This is a genomic window from Geomonas sp. RF6 (genome assembly GCF_021044625.1).
Taxonomy (GTDB): Bacteria; Desulfobacterota; Desulfuromonadia; order Geobacterales; family Geobacteraceae; genus RF6.
In genome coordinates this window covers 458,423-479,377 of the sequence record NZ_CP087999.1, presented here as the reverse complement: position 1 = coordinate 479,377, position 20,955 = coordinate 458,423, and the positions used below count along the sequence as shown (strand labels likewise).

The window sequence follows — 20,955 nt, the reverse complement described above, 5'->3', positions numbered from 1 at the left end:
ATGCACCACCTCTTCACTCGTCACCCTCAGCAACGGGTGATTGCAGGGGTAAGGGAGCTAGCAGCTGCGGGCGACAATGAGTGCGGGGAGCAGTGATGGGAAGATGGTTCTCAAGCAGCTCGGAGTAGTCAGGAAGGATCGGTGGGCACGGATATGCTGCGGGCCGGCTTTTCGAGGCGCTGCTCCCGCTCTCGTGTTTCTGCGAGATACCCGCTATAGGGGCCGGCGAGGGAGCCGGTAATTACCCGTACCCGTTCCGAGCTTTCCCGGTCCGGCTCGTAGGCGTAGAGGTCATCGAGTGAAGGTTCTTTCCGCGGCAGATGGTGGGGGGAATTGGAGAGTGGTGTGCTTTCCATGCTCTTCGCGTCCTCGGGGATGGGATGGGTGCGGCGCCACTGCCTTCCGCTGCCGGAGAACGGTGAACCCGCACCTGCTCTCCCGTTGCGGTTGCCTGGCCTGCCGGCATGGTAGAATGATACTGGCTTCACACACAAGGGTTCCCGATGCCCCCTGCAGATGTACGCAACCAGCCGCGCAACATCCTGAAACGGTTCCACCCTCTCATAGCCTCCTGGTTTGCCGAGCGGGTCGGCGCACCGACCGACGTGCAGCTGCGTGCCTGGAAAGAGGTGAGCGAAGGAAGGCATGTGCTGGTGACGGCTCCGACCGGGAGCGGGAAGACCCTCGCGGCCTTTCTGTGGGGGATCAACCAGCTGGTGACCGGCGCCTGGCCCCGCGGCGAGACCCGGGTCCTGTACATTTCCCCGCTGAAAGCCCTCAACAACGACGTGCGCAAGAACCTCCTCACCCCGCTGCAGGAGCTCGAGTCTGTCTTCCGGCGCGCCGGGGAGAGCTTCCCGCTCCTTTCGGTGCAGACCAGAAGCGGCGACACCCCCGGGAGCGACCGGCAGCGCATGCTGCGCAAGCCGCCGGAGATCCTCATCACCACCCCCGAGAGCCTCAACATCCTCCTCACCTCCGCCAGCGGTCGCCATGCCCTTGTCGGCATCAGCACCGTCATCCTTGACGAGATCCATGCAGTCGCGGGAACGAAGAGGGGGACCCATCTCGTCACGGCGGTGGACCGCCTTGTCCTTTTGTGCGGCGAGTTCCAGCGCATTGCCCTCTCCGCCACGGTGACGCCGCTGGAGACGGTGGCAGACCTTGTGGGGGGCTTCATCAGGCGGGGCGACTCGTACGAGAAGAGACCGGTGACTCTGGTGAGGGGGGAGCAGGCGAAGGAATTCCGCATCGAGATCCGCTCGCCGCAGGAGGAGCTGAGCGAGCAGGACGAAGCCTTTTGGCCGAGGCTGGCGCGCGATTTTGCGAAGCTCATCGCCGAGCACCGCTCCACCCTCTTTTTCGCCAACAGCAGGCGCACGACGGAGAGGCTTACCCGCCTCATCAACGAGGCGGTGGGGGAGGAGGTGGCGTACGCGCACCACGGCTCGCTGTCGAAGGAGATCCGGCTCGCAGTGGAGGAAAAACTGAAGCGCGGCGACCTGAAGGCGATCGTGGCTACGAACTCCCTGGAGCTCGGCATCGACATCGGGCGGCTCGACAGCGTCGTGCTGATCCAGACTCCGCGCACCATCTCGTCGGCAATCCAGCGGATCGGGCGCTCCGGGCACGGCGTCGGGGAGATCAGCCGCGGCCTGCTGTACCCCTCTCACGGCATGGATTACCTCGACGCCGCCGTCATGGCGGCAGCCATCGCCGAGCGCGACCTGGAGCCGCTCCATCCGGTGGAAGCCCCCCTCGATCTCCTGTGCCAGATCATCCTCTCCATGGCGCTCCCGGAGGAGTGGGACCTGGACGAGCTCTTCCTTTTCCTGAAGACGAGCTACCCGTACCGCAACCTGCAGCGCAAGCACTTTGATCTGGTGATCGGGATGCTGGAGGGGCGCTACGTCGATGCCCACGTTCCGGAGCTGCGCCCTCGGGTGACGGTCGACCGGCTGGCGAACACGGTCAGGACGCGGGAGGGGATAGCCTCCCTCATCTACCTCGAAGGGGGAACGATCCCGGACCGCGGCTACTTCGACCTGCGACTCCAGGATGGTGGCGCAAAGATAGGGGAGCTCGACGAGGAGTTCGTCTGGGAGCGGCGCATCGGGGATACCTTCTCGCTGGGGGCGCAGGTCTGGCAGATCAGGCAGATAACGCACAACAGTGTTGACGTCGCTCCCGCGCGCAATCCCCAGCAGATCATACCTTTCTGGCGCGCGGAGGAGCTGGACCGCGACTTCCACTTTTCCGAGCGCATCGCCCTCTTTCTGGAGGAGTGCAACGCCGCCCTGAAGGGGGATCTCCCCGCCGAGCTCATGGGTCGCTACGCGATGGAGCGCGGCGCCGCGGAGGCCCTCACCTCCTTCCTGAAGAGGCAGCAGGAGGCGACCGGCACGGATCTGCCGCACCGGCACCATATCCTGGTGGAGCACTTCCACGACCCGGCTGCGGGGGGGGATGCCCAGCAGGCAATCATTCACACCCTCTGGGGAAACGCCGTGAACCGCCCCTTCACCTTTGCGCTCGCCGCCGCCTGGGAAAAGGAGTTCGGCTACCCCCTGCAGGTTTTCTACGACAATGACGCCATCGCCCTCCTTCTCCCCCACGACTTCCAGATCAGCTACCTCTTCACCCTGGTGACGCCGGAAAACGTGGAGTCCCTCTTGCGGGTCTCGCTGGAGCGGACCGGCTTCTTTGGGGCGCGCTTTCGTGAAAACGCCGGGCGGGCGCTTCTTCTCCCGAAGCTCGGTTTCAAGAAGAGGATGCCGTTGTGGCTCAATCGCCTCCGCTCCAAGAAGCTCCTGGGAGCGGTGTCCCGCTACCGGGACTTCCCCATCGTGCTGGAGACGTGGCGCTCCTGCCTGCAGGACGACTTCGATCTGGCGAGCCTGAAATCGCTCCTGGCGCAAATCCAGGAGGGGGAGGTGGTTGTGGGCGAGACGCGCACCTCCGCCGCTTCACCCTTTGCCGAGGGGTTGATCTGGCAGCAGGTGAACAAGTACGTCTACGAGGACGACACCCCGCAATCTCCGGGGTCGGCGCTCGGCCAGGACCTGATCCGCGAGCTCGCGCTTTCGCCGCACCTGCGACCGAGGCTCCCCGCGCAGCTGATTGCCGGCTTTGAAGAGAAGCGCCAGCGGCTCGCCCCCGGATACGTCCCGGAGTCGGCGCGCGACCTCGTCGACTGGGTGAAGGAGCGCCTCCTTCTCCCGGCGCCGGAATGGTCCCGGCTCCTGGCAGCGATGGCGCGTGACCACGGAGCCGCCAGCGACGGCATCGTCGCCGAAGCTGCCGGAAGAATTGTCCAGATCCGGCCGCCGGGATCGGCCGTCCCCCTGATGGCGGCGCTCGAGCTTTTGCCGGAGATCGTGAAGGGAATGGGGAGAGAGCGGGACGAGGTTGCGGTGTCGCCCATTCTGCCGCAGGGGGACGAGGACGACGAGAGGGGGCGCGCCGCGGTGCACGAAATCTTCAGGCGCTTCGAGGTGCGGAGGGATTCGGCGGAAGAGGGTGAGGAGGACGAGCAGGGAGTGCGGCTCCTGGCCCAGTGGCTCTCATTTTACGGCCCGATGCCCCTTCCCCGCATGCGCGAGACGCTCGGGGTGGGTGAGGAGTTGTTGCGGCGGGCCCTGGGAGCGCTGGAGGAGGACGGGGCTATCGTCGCAGATCTCCTGACGGAAGGGGCGACGGAGCCGGAAATCTGCGATGCGGCAAACCTCGAATCGCTGCTGAGGATCCTGCGCCGTTCGCGGCAGCCCGCCTTCGAGGCGCTCCCGCTGGAAATGCTGCCTCTTTTTCTGGCGAGCTTTCAGGGGGTGACGGAGCCGGGGCGCACCCTCGACGACCTGCGCGGCAGCATCGAGCAGCTCTTTGGCCTTCCTCTCGCCGTCAGCGCATGGGAGGAAGAGGTTCTGCCGGCGCGGATGGTGAACTACAGCACCGCTTGGCTCGACAGCCTCATGCACACGAGCGACCTCGCCTGGGTGGGGTGCGGCGACCGCAAGCTCGCCTTCTCCTTTCCGGAGGATCTTCTCCTCTTTAAAGACGAGCAGGAGGGGGAGCGCACGGCGGAGCAGACGATCCTCTCGCGGCTGATCCCCGATCCGAAGGGGCGCTACAGCCTGCAGGCGATCGAGTCCTTCAGCGGCCTTACATCAGCCGCGGCGACGCGGGAGCTGTGGAGGCTCGCCTGGCAGGGGGAAGTCAGCAACGACTCCTTTGTGACGGTGCGCAAAGGGATTCAGACCCGCTTCGCGGAGCCGGCCGCCGTCGACACCGGCCAGCGCCGCCCCTTGGCGCGCCGCTGGAAAAGGGGGGAACGCACTGCCGGGAACTGGTACCTCATCGAGAGGGAGCCGGTCCCATCGGACCCGCTGGAGCGGGAGGAGCTGAATCGCGAGCGGGTGCGCCTGCTGCTCGACCGCTACGGCATCCTTTTCCGCGAGCTGCTGCAGCGGGAACTCCCGCCTCTCCAGTGGTCGCGCCTCTTCCGCACCTTGCGGATCATGGAGCTCTCGGGTGAGGTCCTTTGCGGGAGCTTTTTCCTCGGCATTCCCGGGCTGCAGTTCATCTCCCACGAGGCGTTCCGGCAGCTATCGAAGGGAGTGCGGGAGGAGTCGATCTACTGGCTCAATGCGGGGGACCCAGCGTCTCTGTGCGGCATCGGCCTCGACGGGCTGAAGGAGGAGCTGCCGCCGCGGATTCCGGGGACGCATCTCGTCTATCACGGCAGCCGTCTCGTGGTGGTATCGCGGCGCTTCGGGAAGGAGATCCAGGTGCGGGTCGAGCCGGAGCATCCGCGGCTCGTGGAGTATCTTTCGCTCTTCGCCATCCTGGTGTCGCGCGAGTTCAACCCGCGCCTGGAGGTGAGCGTGGAGCGCGTCAACGGCGCGGCGGTGCAGGACTCGCCATATCGCGAGGCATTATTTGCAGCAGGCTTTGAGGAATCGTACAAGGGGGTTGAGTTGCGCAGGAAGTACTGAACGGGGGTGGAGGTGGTCTTTCCTTTCGCGTGCGGCCGGCCGGACCGTGGGGCGCGGGAACAGAGGTGTTTGCTTGGCGGCAGTGCGTGACTGCGCCGCTTCCCCTCCCTGATTCTCTTTTGCACTCCTGCTAGATCGCTCTGATGCTGTAGCGGCGGATCTCGATATCGAGTTCCTTGATCTTTGAGCGGTACTCCTTGAGGTAGTGGTTCTGTCTTTCCGGGGTGTAGGTGGTGATGCCGCTCTCTAACTGTTTAACCCGGTCTCTCGCCATCTCTCTCATCATCTTCAGCGACTCTACGAACTCTTCCCGATCACTCATCGTGCCACTCCTTCTGCATTCAATCAAAAGTCTAACTCATTCCATTTCATGCCGCATCCTTACAGAGAGTGATAATTTGGGGAGTTTTTTCAGTTCACCCAGCCGCGGGATCAAAGCAGCGGCACTATACTCGACGCAGCGCTACTTTGGCAAGGGGTGGAATTTAAAAAGTTTAGGGAAAGAGAAGAGTGGGGAGGGGCGGGAGCCGGGTAGGGAAATATGGCGGCTGTCGCCGCCATCGCAGGCAAGATGCCTGCGCTCCAGCGTCACGGCCACCGTTATCCTTGGATCAGGAGTGCTGTCCGCGAGTGAGGATCGGTGGCACCGCGCTGGAGGATAGGCTTCCCAGCCTGTCCCGCGGCGGGAGCCGCGTAAGCCTATGGCTCGCGCCGCCACCGCAGGGAAGATGCCTGCGCTCCAGACGGCGTCGTTGCATCAACAGCCTCCTCCCGGGGGTAAAATGGAAAGAGCGCCAACGTCTGGAGGTCTGCTGTGAAAACCAGATCGGAAAAAGGGGGGGAGCTTCCCGAAGGCTTCCTCTACCAGGAAGATTTCCTCTCCGAAGAGGAGGAGCAACGTCTGCTGCGTATCTTTACCGAGCTTCCTTTCGAGACCTTCGAGTACAAGGGGTTCCAGGCCAAACGCAGGGTGCTGGCTTACGGCTGGACCTATGATTTCAACACCAACAAGCTCTCACGCGCCGTCGAGATACCCGCCTTTCTTCTCCCGCTCCGCGAGCGTGCGGCGCTTCCCGCGGGAGTGGCCGCCGATGACTTCGTGGAGGCGCTCCTGACCGAGTACGGCGCAGGCGCACAGATCAACTGGCACCGCGATCTCACCATCTTCGGCAAGATAGCGGGAATCTCGCTCGGCTCCAGCTGCACCTTCCGGTTCAAACCCTCAGATAAGGAAGGCGCTGCGGTTTCAGTCGTTCTTGCGCCCCGCTCCCTCTACGTCATGGAAGGGGTGGCGCGCTGGCAGTACCAGCACTCCATCCCGCCGGTGAAGGAGCTGCGCTATTCCATTACCTTCCGGACGCTGCGCTGACACCGTTGTACCCCTGTGCTTGCGTCCACGAGCTGTCTCTGTGTCAAATAATTGATTCGGGGCTTTTTTCTGATATTCTCATAACATAGCCTCACAACCTGTTCAAGAAAGGAGAAAGAGAATGAGACTACGGGTAATGCTGGCGACCATATTCGCACTCGCCCTTGCCTCCACCGTGCCGGCCTGGGCGGAGTCCAAAGGCGGGTCTTCCAAAGCTGGTGTCAGCTCCTCCGAGATGCAGTCATCTGTCATGAAGGGGTGGAGCGCCAAGGAAATGATCATGGGGAAGGATGTCTACAACGAGAGGAATGAGAAGATTGGCGCGGTGGAAGACCTCATCCTCAGCAAGGACATGAAGGCTTCCTATGCCATTATCGGTGTCGGCGGCTTCCTCAACATGGGCGCTCGCAAGGTTGCGGTTCCCATGCATCAACTGAAGATAATGGAGAAGGACAAGATCATGTTTAATGGCGCCACCAAAGACGCACTTAAGCAGATGCCGGAGTTCCGTTACCACGAGGGGGGAAAGGAGCACAAGTAGCTCCCCCTCCTTACCCCGCAGCTTGACCTCGCGGAAAAGGCCGCTCCAGTCGGACGCGGCCTTTTCTTTTGCTCCTTTTACTGCTCCTGGTCGAGCACCGCACGGACCTTCTCGAGGAGCGCCTCCGGCGCGAGCGGCTTGGACAGGAAGTTCAGGTTGTCTTCCAGGATCCCTTTCTGGTTGATGATGTCGTCGGTGTAGCCGCTGATGAAAATGGCCTTCACATCACCCGCCATGGCGCAGATATCGTCGTACGTTTCCTTTCCGTTCTTCTTCGGCATGATCACATCGATGAGGAGGAGGTCGATCTCGTCCTGGTGCCGCCGGAATTGCTCCACCCCCTGCTCACCGTCCCCGGCCTCTATCACCCGGTAGCCGCTGCGCGTCAGCAGGTCCTTGAAGAGATTGCGAATGTCCCGGTTGTCCTCGATGAAAAGGATCGTCTCGTCGCCGTGCCGCTGCGGCAGCGGGAGGGAGAGGTCGATGCTCTGCTCGACCGGGTCCGTTATCGGGAGGTAGATCTCAAAGGTCGTCCCCTGTCCCGGGGTGCTGTCGACGTTGATGTAGCCGTTGTGCTGCTTCACGATGCCGTAGACGATGGAGAGGCCAAGCCCGGTGCCGCACCCCGGCCCTTTCGTGGTGTAGAACGGCTCGAAGATGCGGTCGAGATCGTCGGCACTCATCCCCTTTCCCGTATCCGTTACCGAGACGAGGGCGTACGCCCCCTGGCGGCCGTAGCCGTGGCGCTCGATGAACTCGTTCAGCTTCGTGAATCCGGCATTGACCGCTCTGGAGCCCGGCTCCAGGGTCACCATCTTCGTCTCGATGGTGATGCTTCCGACTCCGGAGACGGCGTCGCGGGCGTTGGTGGCGAGGTTCATGAGCACCTGCTCCATCTGCCCTCCGTCCGCCATCACGCTGAGCGGCCCCGGGTGCAGCCTGGTCTCCAGCTCGATGTTCTCGCCGATCAGGCGGGACAGGAGCTTGTGCACCGCGCCGACGATACTGTTCAGGTCGACCGGCCTCGGCTCCAGGGTTTGGCGCCTGCTGTAGGTAAGAAGCCCCCGGGTGAGGCCCGCGGCCTTCTCCGCTGCAGTGAGGATCTGTTCCAGGTAGTAGCTCAGAGGCCCCGACTCCTCGATCATCCCCTGCATGACGCTGCCGCACCCGATGATGACGGTGAGAATGTTGTTGAAATCGTGGGCGATCCCGCCGGTGAGGGTGCCTACCGCCTCCATCTTCTGGGCGTGGCGCAGCTGGTTTTCAAGCCGTCTCTGTTCGGTGACGTCGCGGTACGATATCACGCGGCCGACAATGGCGCGGTCGACCAGTTGCGGGTGCGAAACCCGCTCGATGACCCGGCCGTCGGTGAACTCGAGGACGGTGCTCGTCACGAGGTACGGATTGGCCTCTTCCGCCTCCAGCTTCTGCGTCAGCTTTTCGGGATCCCTTACCTTCTCCAGGAGGTAGAGCTGCGCCTTTTGCCGCACCAGGGGAGCCACATCGATCTGCATCATCTCCGCGTAGTTGCGGTTGTAGCGCATGATGTTCTTTTCGGTGTCGACGACAAGGATGCCGTCGCCGGTGGACTCAAGGGTCGCGGTGAGAATCGAGAGGGTATGTTTTATCTTCGCCTCATTCTGCTTCCGTTCCGAGATGTCCGTTATGGTCGCCAGCACGAGGTCCCTGTCGGTGAGCCGGATGCCGTTCAGGAAGACCTCGACGTCGAAGGTGCTGCCGTCCCCTGGGCGTCTCGCTTTCCACTCGAACTGCCGGCTGCGCCCCGTATGGACCTCGTCCCACCACGACCGGAGGAGGGAGACGTTGTTTTCTCGCGAGGAGAGGTCGGCGGCGATGGAGAGAGCGGAGATGCGGGAGGAGTCGATCCCTTCGAGGGCGTACATCTGCACGGCTCTGTCGTTCAGGCTGATGATCGTCCCGTCGAGGTCGTGCAGGATGATGCCGTCGTTCACGTTGTGGAAGATCTGGAGCAGCGTCGCCTCGGAGTCCTGGAGGGATTTCTCCATGCGGCGGCGGTCGGTGATGTCTCTGGCGATGCCGGTGAGCCCGATGAGGTTTCCGCGCTCGTCGCAGATCGGCGTACGCACAGCCTCGGTCCATACGGTCCTGCCATCGCAGTACACGAGCGGCTCGTCGGAGTGCTTGTGTGCTCCGGTCTCCATGACCTCGTGATCGTCCCGCTGGTAGGTGGCGGCGAGGCCTTTGGGCCAGACGTCGAAATCTGTCTTTCCGACAACCTCCTCAGGCGAGATGCCGCATGCCTTGGCAAAGGCATCGTTGACCGCGATGAAGCGACCGTCCTTGTCCTTGAGCCAGGCGAGGTCCGGGATGTTGTTGAGGATTGCCTGCCTTTGCTGCTCCCGTTCCTGGAGTGTCCTCGTGGAACGCCTCCTCTCACGGCCGGTGGCGAAGATGAAAAGGGAAAAAAGGGCGGAGAGGAGGGCTGCGATGGTGACGACGTGGCGCTTGAGCTTCAGGTACCCCGACAGATACTCGCTTTTTTTCTCCCCGACATAGATGGCCCCGACGACGTGCCCGCGAGCATCTTTTATGGGGTCGTAGGCAGCAAAGTAGGGAACGCCGAGAATGACCGCCTCGCCCCGGTACGGTCTCCCCTCGAGGAAAACGGCGCGGTAGGGAGCCCCTTCCAGCCTTGTCCCCACGGCGCGGGTTCCGTCGGGGTGGCGTACATTGGTGGAGACGCGCACATTGCCGATGAAGATGGTGGCGGTGCCGCCGAAGATGGATTGGATCTGGTCCGGGAGCTCGTAGTGGTTTTCCAGGGGCTCGTTGCCGATCCACCCCTTGCCGTTGGCGACCGTGATCTTTCCCTTGCTGCGCAGGAGGGCCCAGAAGGTTTTGATGTGGGTTTCGTGCACCACGTTCGCCTGTCTGACCTCCTCCCTTTTCACCTGGGCGAGGAAAAGGGCGGCGGCGATCCAGATTGCCGCGACGACGATGACGATATTGAGGGCGTTGATGCAGCGGTTTCGGGTGATCTGATTCAACAGGGTGCAGCTCCTTTCAACCTGCGGCGACGGCGAGTCGCGGGGAGTCAAGAAGGGATACAGGAAGGAACCTCGTCAGGGAATGCCTGAATGCCGACTTATAACAGAGAAAAGCGGCAAATAATACTTAAGTTTCTGTAAAGAGAAGGGTGACAGAGGCGGCTCGAGAGGGGAGAAGATTCTGACACAACGCTTTGCAAAAGAGAGAGATGTACTGTACCTTCTTCTACAGGTGCGCGCCCGTAGCTCAGCTGGATAGAGTACCTGGCTTCGAACCAGGGTGTCGGGAGTTCGAATCTCTCCGGGCGTGCCAAAAAAACGATGAGTTACGACTTCTGCTGTCATCTGAACAATGATGGGTGTCGGAATTGACACCTTTTGCTTCCGACCCGCATTGCGAGCTTATGCTTCTTTTCTTTGCGGATCCGTGGACCGTACGAATTACCCTCCTCTCAGGGTCCGCTACTCCCATTTTGTCGTTGCCCTCACCAGATCTGCCTTCCCGATCGATCTCGCCACGCCAAACCCCCTTTTGAATTGAAAGTGCTCTTCCCCGATGCCGGTACAGATACAAAGAGCCTGGGACTGTAATGGCCGTCATCGCCCTCGTCGCGTCATGGAGATCGCCACGGACGGGAGATATGGCGCTATGTAGCGCGGTACATAACAATCGTTGTGTACTTTGCTATATATCTGTGGTATGTTCCCCCCCGCTTTTTCTGCTAAAACCACAGCTTAACAGGGGGGGGCCATGGAAGTCGTTATAGCTATCGATGATACCGACAACCTCGAAAGCAGAGGGACTGGTGATCTTGCCAGCGAGATTGCGGCGAGAGTCGAACAAGCGGGCTGGGGCAAGAGCAGTTATGTCACCCGCCACCAGCTCTATGTGCATCAAGATATACCGTACACCTCTCACAATAGTGCCATGTGCTTCACCGCCGAGATCGGCGAGGAGTGCCTTCCTGCTCTAATCGAACAGGCTGCGACCTATCTGACACGGGAGAGTGCTCCAGGCTCCGACCCCGGGCTCTGCATTGCCACGGTTGCAGCTCTAAAAGACCCAAAGAAGCTCCTGTCGTTCGGCCGGAAGGCAAAAGAAACAGTACTGACAAAGGAGGAGGCATACGATCTGGCCGGGCAACTCGGCGTCCATCTCTCCGAACATGGCGGTACCGGCCAGGGTGTGATCGGCGCCCTTGCAGGGGTGGGATTACGACTCGGGGGGAATGACGGCCGGTTGAAGGGAAACATCGACTTTCCCGCCGTCGATGGCATTACGACAGTCGATCGCCTCTGCTCGCACCCCCTGATCGACTCTGTTCAGACGACAGAGGGATTGGTGCTGGAACCCGGGGCTAGAGTCCGGGTGACGGATAGGCTGAAGACTGTTCTGCTCCAGGGACAGTCGGTGTTGCTGGTAAAGCCGGCAGACGGTGGAGGTATTGCGGAGTGGCAGGTGCTCCTGAAGCAGCAACTGAAGAGGTATTAGGAGGAGCCAGATGTGGCTGACGGGTGAGAGGTGCGAGAAGGTGTATCCCTATGGCAAGGAAGACTGGGCGGGAGCAGCGCGCAGAGCTGCTTCATGCCTCGGATTCCGCCCCGATGTGGAGGAGGAAGCTGTCTGCGATGACGAGCGCTCCTGCTACAACTGTCGTTACCGGCGTTGGACTGCCACGTCCTTTACCTGTCAGTCACGCTGCAACCATTACCCTGCGACTGCCTGCCAGTAGAGACGGGGTGAGAGGATGAGGAAACCAGCCACCACAGAGTGCAAGAAAGGCCCTTCCCACGGACCGCCTACAAAATGGACGCTGCCGTCGTCCACTCCCTGCCACTCCCGCCGCACGGCGCTTTGTTCTCCCCCTTGGCGCCGCGGCGGGCGTGTGCCGGAGCCTCGCTGATGGGCACTTTTCTCGAGGTGGAAGGATTTTCCCATACCTTTCATGGTGCTCCTGGGGCAGCGCTGAGTGATGTCTCCCTCGATGTGAGGAGCGGCGAATGCGTCTGCCTGGCCGGACAGTCCGGTTGCGGCAAGACGACGCTGCTGATGGCGGTAAAGGGGCTTTTGCGCGGCGGGGAGAGCAGTGGCGAGATCCGCTACCCGCAGTGGCAGGACACGGGTCTTTCCGGCGGCGTGGGGCTCGTTTTCCAGAATGTGGAGACCCAGATCCTGTGCTCGACGGTGGCCCAGGAGGTGGCCTTCGGCCCGGAGAACCTGTGCCTTTCCGAGATAGAGATTACAAGGCGGGTGCGCCGCGCGCTTCAGGCGACGAATCTGGTCAATTACGCGGCACGCAGCGTGGAGCGTTTCTCCGCCGGGCAAAAGCAGCGCATCGCCATCGCTGCGGCGCTGGCGATGGAGCCGCGGCTCCTTATCCTGGACGAGCCGACGTCGCAGCTTGATGACGAAGGGAAGACGGAACTGATCGGGGTGTTGGCGGAATTGAAGAGGCAGGGATACACCCTGCTCATCGCAGAGCACAACCTGAAGCCCCTGCAACGCATCGCCGATCGCTACCTCTACATGGAGAACGGGCGGATCGCCGGGGAGAGCTGCCGCTGCCCGCACTTCTGCGAGCCGACACAGCCGGATGCCGCGCCGCAACGGGAACCGTCCATTGGGGCGCCGGCCATCGAAGTGCGCGGTGTATCGCTTTCCTACCCGGAGACGGGTACGGTCCTCTCGAAGGTGTCGCTCCAGGTTCCGGCGGGAGCGCGGGTGCATCTCACCGGCCTGAACGGAGCAGGGAAATCCTCGCTTCTGCGCTGTCTAGCCGGGGTGGAAGTGGGGGACACCGGGACGGTGGTCATAGCCGGCATCGACAAGCCCCGACCGGGCCGGCTCCTCGGGAAGGTTGGATTACTGGTGCAGAACCCGGGCCGGCAGCTCTTCGAAAACACGGTGACGGAGGAGGTGGCCTTTTCACTGAAAAGGATGGAGATGCCGGCCGCACTTCGCGACGACGCGATCCGCGAAGCGCTGGAGCTTTGCGAGATCTCCCATCTCGCCGGGCGCGCCCCCCTTACCCTCAGCTTCGGCGAGCAGCATCGGGTGGCGCTCGCCTCGGTCCTGGCGCCGCGACCGGAGGTACTGCTGCTGGACGAGCCGTTTGCGGGACTCGACTGGGAACAGCGCCTGAGGCTTTTGCACATCCTGTACGGACTGCCGCAGCGCTTCGGCACCACGGTGGTCATCGCCTCACATGATCCGCTCCCTGCGCAGTGGTGGGCGGACCGCACGGTACTACTGGAGGGGGGGACAGTTGCCGCGGCGTGATCGCAAGAAGGGAAACGGGGGGCGCACCAGCGATTACGCCTGCCAGTACCGGGTGGTCGACTCCCCGGTGCACCGGCTGGGGGGAGGCACCAAGCTCGCCATCGGCTGCGTCCTCACCACCGCCGCGGTGGCGGCGCGCCGGCCTGCGGAGCTGGCAGCCGTACTGCTCTGCGCCCTTTGTTACTACTTCGCTGCGTGCTTGTCGCTCTACGACCTGTGGCGCGACGTGCGCTACCTCCTGCTGCAGGGGGTGCTCATCACCGGGTTGTACCTCTGCCGCTTTGGTGCGGCGGGTACGTGGCCGGCGCTGCGCACCTCGTTGCAGATCATCCTCGCGTTCCTCCCCGGCTCCGTCTTTCTGCGCACCACGCAGCCGACCGCCCTGATGAGGGGGCTGCGCAGAATTTTGCCATACCAGATATCCTTTCTGGTCTTCACGAGCCTGCGCTTCGTCCCCTTTTTCGCCCGGGAGACGCGGGAGATCGCGGTGGCGCAAAGGATGCGCGGCGCGCGTCTCTCCATCGCCGAGGTGAAGGACCCGCGCAACTGGCCGGATCTCTTGCATTGCCTCTTGCTGCCGCTCATGGTGCGCGCGCTGAAGACGGCGGAGGAAGCCTCCCTCTCCGCCCAGGCCCGTGGCTTTGGCTCTTCCAGAGTGCGCAGCTACTGGGACCCGGCGCTGCTGGAATCTCCCGAGGGTGCTGGCGAGAAGGAGCCGTTGCCGACTGTAAAGCCTGTCCCCCTAAACAGGTGATCCCCCGTCTTCTGCCGGTTAGGGGAGTTGAAATGAATACCTGATGTCTTTCATTGTTGAAGGAGGTTCCTTGGAAAGAATAGAGAAGTTGATCTGGAAACGTTTTACCCTGAAGGAGGCGATCCTCCTCGGCTTCTGCGCGACCTTCATACTGCTGACCCGCGTTGGGCTCAGGCTGCACCTGCACCTGCCCGGGCACGTCATGCTCTTCATGACCTTTTTCCTCCTGCTCTCCCGCGGCTGTGTTCCGAAGACCGGCGCGGCAACCCTCGTGGGGCTGATTGCCTCCATCGGGACGCTGGCCCTTGGGATGAGTAACGGCAGCCCCCTCATCCTGGTCAAGTTCCTCCTCCCTGCGCTCCTCGTGGACCTGGCGGCCATCTGCTACCCCGGCTTCGCGGTAAGCTATGCCGGCTGCCTCACCATCGGCATCATCGCCTCAGCGGTGCGCTCTCTTTCGGTAAGCGGCCTCGAGTTTCTCCTCGGTGTGGAGGACGAGATCATCCTGCAGCAGGCACTCATAACGGCGCTGGTGAACTGCCTTTACGCCGCGGCAGGAGCCGCCATTGTGCCGCCGGTGGTGAAAAGGCTGCAGGCAAACAGCCTCATTGCGAGAAGTCCCGCCTGACGGCGGCATGTCCGGCGGCTATGCATCTGGAGGTGCGCCATGGTCCTTGTAACTGACAGCCCCATCAATCCCTCCACGGTATTCGATCTGTTGGGGAGGGAGAATTCCGGCTCCGCGGTCTTTCATTACGCGGTGGTGAAGAGAAATACCGGGCGCCAGTGCCCCACCGAGTACGTCGAATACCTGGCGCAGGGGGATGTGATGGCAGAGCTGGAGGTCCTCGCATCAGGACTGAAAGAGCGCTGGCTTCTGGACGACGTCCTTATGATGCGGCGGATAGGGCGTGTGCCGGCTGGGGAGATCATCTCCCTTGTCGCAGCCACCTCCCCCAACAGCGCAGACGCTTTCGAGGCCAGCCGCTACGGCACCAGTCTCTTGAAGCGGATGGCCACCATTCACAAGCGAGAGGTCTTTGGCGGATCATGATCGGGGCGGTCCGAGCCGAACTGAAGGAACATGCGTCATTTTTCGGGTTGTCTCTGGCCCTGCACCTGGGACTTCTGGGCGCCCTCCTGGGCTCGCATCTCCCCGACCCCGGGCGTATTCGGCAGACCCCGCCGGCCGTCCACTTCGTGGAATTGGTTACCGAGACCAGGCGTGAGGGCGCCTCGGGGGGAGAGCGGGGAAAGCCTACGGTCCCCGCGGCTGCAGCCTCTGCGGCGCGACGGTCGGCGCCGGCGCCGGCAGAGCTTGCTGCCCCGGTAAAAAGGAGCGCCGCCCCGGTGCTCCCGGCTCCTGCCGCCGCCAGGGAAGCCTCTCATCCTCCGACGCCGCGTGCCGTAGCGCCCCCGCTTCCGACGCGTCCCGCGGCCGCCATGCCGCTCCCCGGCGCCCCCCCCTGCTGCTGTCGGCGACGGTGCCGCACGTGCTCCTTCCGGCGCCGCAGCCGGGACCGGCAAGGGAGGTGGAGAACCCGCCGCCGGGGCAGGAGCGGGCACCGGAACCGGAAAGGGAAGAGCGGGGGACGGGACCGGAACGGCACGTCACGGCAGTGGAGCATCCGATGGGGACCGTATCGCCGCCTACCGGAGGCTCCTCACGTCGCTCATCGAGGCGCACAAGAAGTATCCGGTCGCGGCGCGGCGCATGCGACAGGAGGGGAGTTGCCAGAGGGCAGTGATCCTCTCCCGCGACGGAGGGTTGAAAGGGGTGGAGACGCTCTCCTCCTGCGGCCACGACTCCCTCGACCAAGCGGCAACAGGGGCGATCAGGGCGGTGGGCAATTACCCTCCCTTTCCGGCGGAACTATCGCTCCATGAAGCTCGTTTCAACGTAACCATCACCTTCGGGCTCTCCAGGTAGGAGGTTGAGGAGGGCCCGTTCCATATGCTGTTATGACCACATGGATTGAAAAGGAGGTAGGAACAGATGAAGCAGAAGATGATTGTTGCGATGTTGCAGAAGGGGGTCGCGGTGCTGATGGCTGCTGCGGCCCTGGCCGGATGCGGCGGCGGAGGCGGGAGTAGCGTGCCTGCCACCCAGACGGTCACTGCCGGGACGGTAACGACGACCAATGGCACCACTGCTGCACAGCTCACGGTAGCAACTCCGGCGGGATTGACCCTGTCGATCCCGTCGGGCACCACCCTCACCGATGCCTCCGGCACCCCCGTGTCGGGGAGCGTGAGTACCTCGGTCAGCTACTCCACTACCGCATCGGACTTGCCGGCCGCGGCGGCGACCCTTCCGGCGGGGACTGCCCTGGCAGGGTTCACGAACATCGATATGGGCACCGTGAAAAGCTTCTCCCAGCCGGTAGCTCTCACCATGAAGGTGGCAGGGGTCAGCGCCGGCGACACGGTGGAACTCTACAGCTTCAGCAGCTCCGCCTGGAAGTACGAGGGTCTGCAGACCGTAAGCTCCGCAGGTACGATCACCCCGAGCATCACCCACCTCTCCGTCTGGGCCGCATTCAAGAATGCCACGCCGCATCCGGGCGCTCCAGCCGGGGTCCAGGCCATAGCCGGCGACGGCAAGGTCACGCTGAACTGGACCGCCGTTCCTGCAGCCACGAGCTACAACGTCTACTACGGCAAAGCCGCCGGTGTCAGCACCGCCACCGGGACGAAAGTCGCCGGCTCCGCAGCGGCGACACTGGCGATCGCTCCGTCCACCCCGCTCGATAACGGAGTCCCCTACTACTTCATTGTCACCGCGGTGAACGCCACCGGCGAAAGTCTTGCGTCGGCCGAAGTGTCCGCCACACCCCTGCCGGTTGCCGCAGCGCCCAAGTCGATGGTCGCTTCCGGGGACGTCGCCTCGGTGAAGCTCGCCTGGCTTTCTTCCGCCACCGCGACTTCCTACAACGTCTACCAGAGCAGCACCACCCCGGTGACCGCCGTGCCGGCCAATCTGGTCGGCACGACCACTGCGACCACCTACACCGTCTCCCCTCTCACCAACGGGCAGCAATACTACTTCGCTGTCACCGCGGTGAACAGCGCCGGCGAGAGCCTCATCTCCAGCGATAAGGCGGCAACCCCCGCCGCCACCGCGCAGGCGCCGGGGAGCCCGGCCAGCGTGACCGCCACCGTAGCCAACGGCCAGGTGACCGTGGACTGGGCGGCGATCGTGCCGAACGCGACCTCCTACAACGTCTATTACCTCAAGTCGTCCAACGCCACCACCGCCACCGTCATCAGCACGGGAACGAAGATGAATACCGCCACGGCTCCGGCAGTGCTCACCCTCCCGACCGGCACCTACTCGATCGTTGTAACGGCGGCCAACGCGGCAGGGGAGAGCGGCGCGCAAACCTCGCCGAAAAAGGCAACCCTGTAGTTTACCAGCGCATCGTGCCGCTCCTCCATCGGGGGAGCGGCAGCATCATCTTCAGGTACAGCTCAATGAATTTTCAGCAGAAGCGAATGCTCTCCCTCGTTATCGCCCTCGGCACCCTCTTCATTCCTGCAGTCGCGGCGCTGGCGGCGGATTCCGCCCCCGCCGACTTCTCTCTCGGCGAGATCGTCGTTTCCGGCCAGGAGGAGGGGGTCGAATCCACCCAGACGGTACGCGCCGTGACCGAAGAGGACATAAAGGCGAAAAACGCGCGCACCCTCGACCAGGCAATCTCACTTTTGCCCGGCGTCCACGTGCGCACTGGAGGGGAAGGGGTGCCCCGCATCGACGTACGCGGATTTCGCACCCGGCACGTGGTGCTCCTTCTGGACGGCATCCCCATCAACTCCGCCTTCGACCAGCAGTTCGACCCCGCCCTCATCCCCACCGAGAACATCGCCGAGGTGAAGGTCACCGTCGGCCCCAGTTCCATCCTGTACGGCCAGGGGGGACTGGGCGGGGTCATCAACGTGATCACCAAGAAGGGGGTGAAGGATGTCCACGGTGACCTGGGGATCGAAACGGGGGACGGCGAACCGTACCTCCTGCGCACCAGCGTCTCCGGTGCCACCTCGAAGTGGAACTATTTCCTGAGTGGCAGTTCCACGGACGTGGAGGGTTTCCCCATGTCGGCGGGATTTGACCCGGTGCCGGAGCAGGGGAAGGGGCTGCGCAAAAACAGCGACCGCAGGCGCAACAACGTCCTCGGGACCCTCGGATACACCCCCAGCAGCGACCTCGCCCTGGAGCTTACCCTGGGTTACGGGGAGGGGAGTTTCGGGCAGCCGACTACTATTGTCACCAGCGGCCTGGATCCGTTCGCCAACACTCCGAAGTACCAGAGGGTGGACCGCTTCGAGACGACCCTCCTGCAACTTGCGGCGGACTACCAGGTGAGCGACCGCTTCTCGGTGCGTGGCTGGGGCTACCTGAGCCATCGCGACGAGGACGACACCCAGTACGACACCATCGATCTCGACAGCTACAAAGCCTCCGGCTCGTTCCGCGCCCACGTCTCCTCCTCCATCGACGGCGTCACGATCCAGCCAAAGTACGGTTTGGGCAAGTATGGAGCGCTCACCGCATCCCTTGCTGTGGAGCAGGACAGCTGGGCAACCCACGGCGTCTCCGGAACCGGTGCGGGATCGTTCGCGCCCCTCGATGACGACAAGGCGTTCACCCTCTACTCCGCCGGGATCGAATACGAGGTCAAGCCGCTGAAGGACGTCGGAGTGGTACTTGGGTACGGCCACTACTGGCAGAACAGGAGCGAGAGGAGCGATGACGACTACTCCCTCCTTGCGGGAGTCTCCTATCAGGTGCTCGACGACACCCGTCTGAAGGCGGCCTTCAAACGCAGCGTGCGCTTTCCTTCGCTGGGGGATCTGTACGAGATAGGGAAGGGGGAGGAGAACCTCGCCGCAGAGCGCGCCGAGACGTACGAGGCGGGGGTGGAGCAAGGGATCGGTGCCGACGCCTCCATCGCCGTCACCGGCTTTCATACGATTGCCAAGAACCTGATTCAGAACGACCAGACCGTGAACCGCAATACCAACCTCTCCGAAGTGCGCTTCTACGGCGTTGAGTTCTCCGCCGCCGCTCAATACCTGAAGAAGCTTGTGCTGCGGGCTTCCTATTCCTATCTCCATTCCGAGGACCGCTCGCGCGCCGGGCGGGAGGAGCAGCAGTACACCCCGGGTGACCGAGTTACCGCCGAAGCACGCTACGACTTCGATTCAGGATTCACCCCGTACGCGTCCTTCACCTACGTCGGAAACCAGTTCTTCTACACCAAGAACAACGTCGCCCCGGTGCAGAAGCTGAAGCTAAACGACTACACCCTGGTGAACCTCAAGTTGAGCCAGAGGCTCTTTGATCGAAAGGTCACCCTTTATCTCGGAGCGGACAACCTGCTGGACGAGAACTACGAAAGCAGCTACGGCATGCCGCAGGCTGGCCGTTTCATCTATGGCGGCGTGGAGTTTCGGCTGTAGTGCCGTGGAGATCTTATGCAGAGCACCTTTAGAGGAATGAGAAACTGGAAGAGGCTGAGGCACGCCCTGGCTGCGGTCCTTTGCTGCTTTATCCTGTCATCCTGCTCCGGCGACAATCCGGTCCGCTACAGCACGTCGGTTCCGGCGGCACCTGTCGGCGTGGTCGCCACTGCGGGGGATCGCACTGTGTCGCTCAACTGGAGTCCCGTCACCGGAGCGACGGCCTACCGCGTCTATTATGGAACTGCGCCGGGCGTCACTCCCGCTGGAAGGATTGCAGTCGAGGTACCCGCCACCTCCGTTACCGTTACCGGACTGGACAACGACACCACCTACTATTTCGTGGTCACATCGGCGGTCGCCAACGGGGAGAGTGCTCCCTCTACCGAGGTTTTCGCCGCGCCAACCCTTCCCGGTCCCTATGTGCAGCAGGATCTGGAAGGTACCTGGAACTTCAACGTCCTTGTATCGGGGGATGCCCCCGGATGGATGCGGGGCGCCCTCACGGTGAGCAGCAGCGGAGCTGTTGCCTACACCCTCTATCAGGACAGCGCCGGGAAGAGCAGCGCCCCCGCCGGTCTCTTTCCCGTTCTCTTCCTGACCCCAACCGGCGAGGTGCGCGACGCAGTCGGTAGCGGCCCGGGGCTACGCGGCCACATCGCGTCAAACCGTGCCCTGATCGTGGGAAGCGGCCCGTGGACCGGCTCGAGCCGCTACCTGGCCATCCTGCAGAAGCAGCTCCCCATCACTTTCGTGGCGGCGGACGTGCAAGGGTTCGGCGGTTCCGGGGGCGGGGGGCGGCGCTTCGCCTATCACCAGATCTGCGCCGGTATCAATGGGGAGTGGGAGTGGGGCGCAGGGCAGCTGGGACGTGACCAAAAGGTGCAGTACTCCGCGCTCAGCGCGCCGTCCGCCCCGGCACTCCCCGCGGAGAAGGCTACGGTCTTCAACATCAGCAATACCGGGATCGTCACCGAAAGCCTCACCGGCGCCACGCCTGCCCCTGCACTGGTCATGGACCGCCTGGTGATGTCCGGGGACAAGTCCTTGATCGTGGGGACCGCGACGGAAAGCCGGGGTACCGGTCCGCGCTACGTCCTGCGCATATACCAGATGATCAACATTACCCCGAACGACCTCAACCGGTTTGTCGCAGCGGATCTCTCAGGTTCCTACCGCTTCCACACGGTCATGACCGGCGGTGTCCCCCTTACCGCTTCGGGGATCCTTTCCATAGACCTCTTGGGGAATGCTGGCTACACGAGCTACACAGACAGTGTCGGAGGAGCTTCAGCAGAATCTTTTTCCTTGGGGATGGACAGTGAGGGAGTTGTGACCGCCGCCGGGGACCCTTCGCTGCACGGCAAGCTCTCCTACTTCAAGGACATGCTGGTTTTCACAGGCAGGGACAGCGCGGGGCGATCAACATTGACGGTAGGGATGAAATAGAGCCCCGGATGAAGCGCTGACTTGAGGCACCTGTGCCGGAGTACACGCAAAAAGGGGGAAGGACCGTGCGTCCTTCCCCCTT

General features: G+C 62.9%; 17 protein-coding genes and 1 tRNA gene. 14 read left to right on the top strand and 4 right to left on the bottom strand.

The window, feature by feature from the left end:
• Window positions 1-128: 128 nt before the first annotated feature.
• Entirely contained in the window at window positions 129-356 is a 228-nt protein-coding gene (locus tag LPW11_RS02090; protein WP_230996469.1) for a hypothetical protein, read from the bottom strand.
• A 147-nt stretch (window positions 357-503) separates the two neighbouring features.
• Between LPW11_RS02090 and LPW11_RS02085 the strand changes: the two genes are divergently transcribed.
• Window positions 504-4,991, top strand: a complete 4,488-nt coding sequence (locus LPW11_RS02085; protein ID WP_230996468.1) for a DEAD/DEAH box helicase — start codon at window positions 504-506, stop codon at window positions 4,989-4,991.
• Window positions 4,992-5,121: 130 nt separating this feature from the next.
• Here LPW11_RS02085 and LPW11_RS02080 read toward each other — a convergent pair whose 3' ends face one another.
• Entirely contained in the window at window positions 5,122-5,313 is a 192-nt protein-coding gene (locus tag LPW11_RS02080) for a hypothetical protein (protein WP_230996467.1), read from the bottom strand.
• Window positions 5,314-5,805: 492 nt separating this feature from the next.
• Here LPW11_RS02080 and LPW11_RS02075 point away from each other — a divergent pair, with 492 nt between their 5' ends.
• Both LPW11_RS02075 and LPW11_RS02070 read left to right on the top strand, forming a co-directional pair.
• A complete protein-coding gene (locus LPW11_RS02075) occupies window positions 5,806-6,360 on the top strand; it encodes an alpha-ketoglutarate-dependent dioxygenase AlkB (protein WP_230996466.1) in 555 nt (184 codons plus the stop codon).
• Between the two features lie 121 nt (window positions 6,361-6,481).
• Window positions 6,482-6,901: a PRC-barrel domain-containing protein gene (locus LPW11_RS02070; RefSeq protein WP_230996465.1), complete on the top strand. Its 420-nt coding sequence runs from the start codon at window positions 6,482-6,484 to the stop codon at window positions 6,899-6,901.
• Window positions 6,902-6,978: 77 nt separating this feature from the next.
• Here the strand turns inward: LPW11_RS02070 and LPW11_RS02065 are convergent, their stop codons facing one another.
• Entirely contained in the window at window positions 6,979-9,930 is a 2,952-nt protein-coding gene (locus tag LPW11_RS02065; RefSeq protein ID WP_230996464.1) for a PAS domain S-box protein, read from the bottom strand.
• A gap of 236 nt (window positions 9,931-10,166) precedes the next feature.
• Between LPW11_RS02065 and LPW11_RS02060 the strand changes: the two genes are divergently transcribed.
• From LPW11_RS02060 to LPW11_RS02030, 7 genes are all read left to right on the top strand, one after another.
• Window positions 10,167-10,243, top strand: a tRNA-Arg gene (locus LPW11_RS02060).
• A gap of 438 nt (window positions 10,244-10,681) precedes the next feature.
• Window positions 10,682-11,422, top strand: a complete 741-nt coding sequence (locus LPW11_RS02055; protein WP_230996463.1) for a hypothetical protein — start codon at window positions 10,682-10,684, stop codon at window positions 11,420-11,422.
• Window positions 11,423-11,432: 10 nt separating this feature from the next.
• Window positions 11,433-11,663 (top strand): hypothetical protein, encoded by a 231-nt coding sequence (locus LPW11_RS02050; RefSeq protein ID WP_230996462.1) that lies wholly within the window; start codon window positions 11,433-11,435, stop codon window positions 11,661-11,663.
• 170 nt (window positions 11,664-11,833) lie between these two features.
• Window positions 11,834-13,210, top strand: coding sequence for an ABC transporter ATP-binding protein (locus tag LPW11_RS02045; protein ID WP_230996461.1), 1,377 nt, complete (start codon window positions 11,834-11,836; stop codon window positions 13,208-13,210).
• On the top strand, window positions 13,197-13,964 hold the full coding sequence (locus tag LPW11_RS02040; RefSeq protein WP_230996460.1) for an energy-coupling factor transporter transmembrane component T family protein: 768 nt from the start codon (window positions 13,197-13,199) through the stop codon (window positions 13,962-13,964). The genes LPW11_RS02045 and LPW11_RS02040 overlap by 14 nt, the downstream gene beginning before the upstream one ends.
• Window positions 13,965-14,034: 70 nt before the next feature.
• The gene (locus LPW11_RS02035) at window positions 14,035-14,592 is read left to right on the top strand and encodes a hypothetical protein (protein WP_230996459.1); all 558 of its coding nucleotides are present in this window, start codon (window positions 14,035-14,037) and stop codon (window positions 14,590-14,592) included.
• Window positions 14,593-14,631: 39 nt separating this feature from the next.
• A complete protein-coding gene (locus tag LPW11_RS02030) occupies window positions 14,632-15,018 on the top strand; it encodes a molybdenum cofactor biosynthesis protein MoaE (RefSeq protein ID WP_230996458.1) in 387 nt (128 codons plus the stop codon).
• Between the two features lie 204 nt (window positions 15,019-15,222).
• Here the strand turns inward: LPW11_RS02030 and LPW11_RS02025 are convergent, their stop codons facing one another.
• Window positions 15,223-15,651 (bottom strand): hypothetical protein, encoded by a 429-nt coding sequence (locus LPW11_RS02025; RefSeq protein WP_230996457.1) that lies wholly within the window; start codon window positions 15,649-15,651, stop codon window positions 15,223-15,225.
• Between LPW11_RS02025 and LPW11_RS02020 the strand changes: the two genes are divergently transcribed.
• The 4 genes from LPW11_RS02020 to LPW11_RS02005 all read left to right on the top strand — a co-directional run bounded on the left by LPW11_RS02020 (window position 15,607) and on the right by LPW11_RS02005 (window position 20,873).
• Window positions 15,607-15,894, top strand: a complete 288-nt coding sequence (locus LPW11_RS02020) for an energy transducer TonB (protein WP_331001608.1) — start codon at window positions 15,607-15,609, stop codon at window positions 15,892-15,894. The two genes, LPW11_RS02025 and LPW11_RS02020, sit on opposite strands and share 45 nt — an antisense overlap.
• Before the next feature lie 66 nt (window positions 15,895-15,960).
• Window positions 15,961-17,373 carry a fibronectin type III domain-containing protein gene (locus LPW11_RS02015; protein WP_230996455.1) on the top strand — a complete coding sequence of 471 codons (1,413 nt, stop codon included), beginning with the start codon at window positions 15,961-15,963 and terminating at the stop codon, window positions 17,371-17,373.
• An 86-nt stretch (window positions 17,374-17,459) separates the two neighbouring features.
• The gene (locus LPW11_RS02010; protein WP_230996454.1) at window positions 17,460-19,424 is read left to right on the top strand and encodes a TonB-dependent receptor; all 1,965 of its coding nucleotides are present in this window, start codon (window positions 17,460-17,462) and stop codon (window positions 19,422-19,424) included.
• Between the two features lie 15 nt (window positions 19,425-19,439).
• Window positions 19,440-20,873 carry a fibronectin type III domain-containing protein gene (locus LPW11_RS02005; RefSeq protein WP_230996453.1) on the top strand — a complete coding sequence of 478 codons (1,434 nt, stop codon included), beginning with the start codon at window positions 19,440-19,442 and terminating at the stop codon, window positions 20,871-20,873.
• Window positions 20,874-20,955 lie beyond the last annotated feature (82 nt).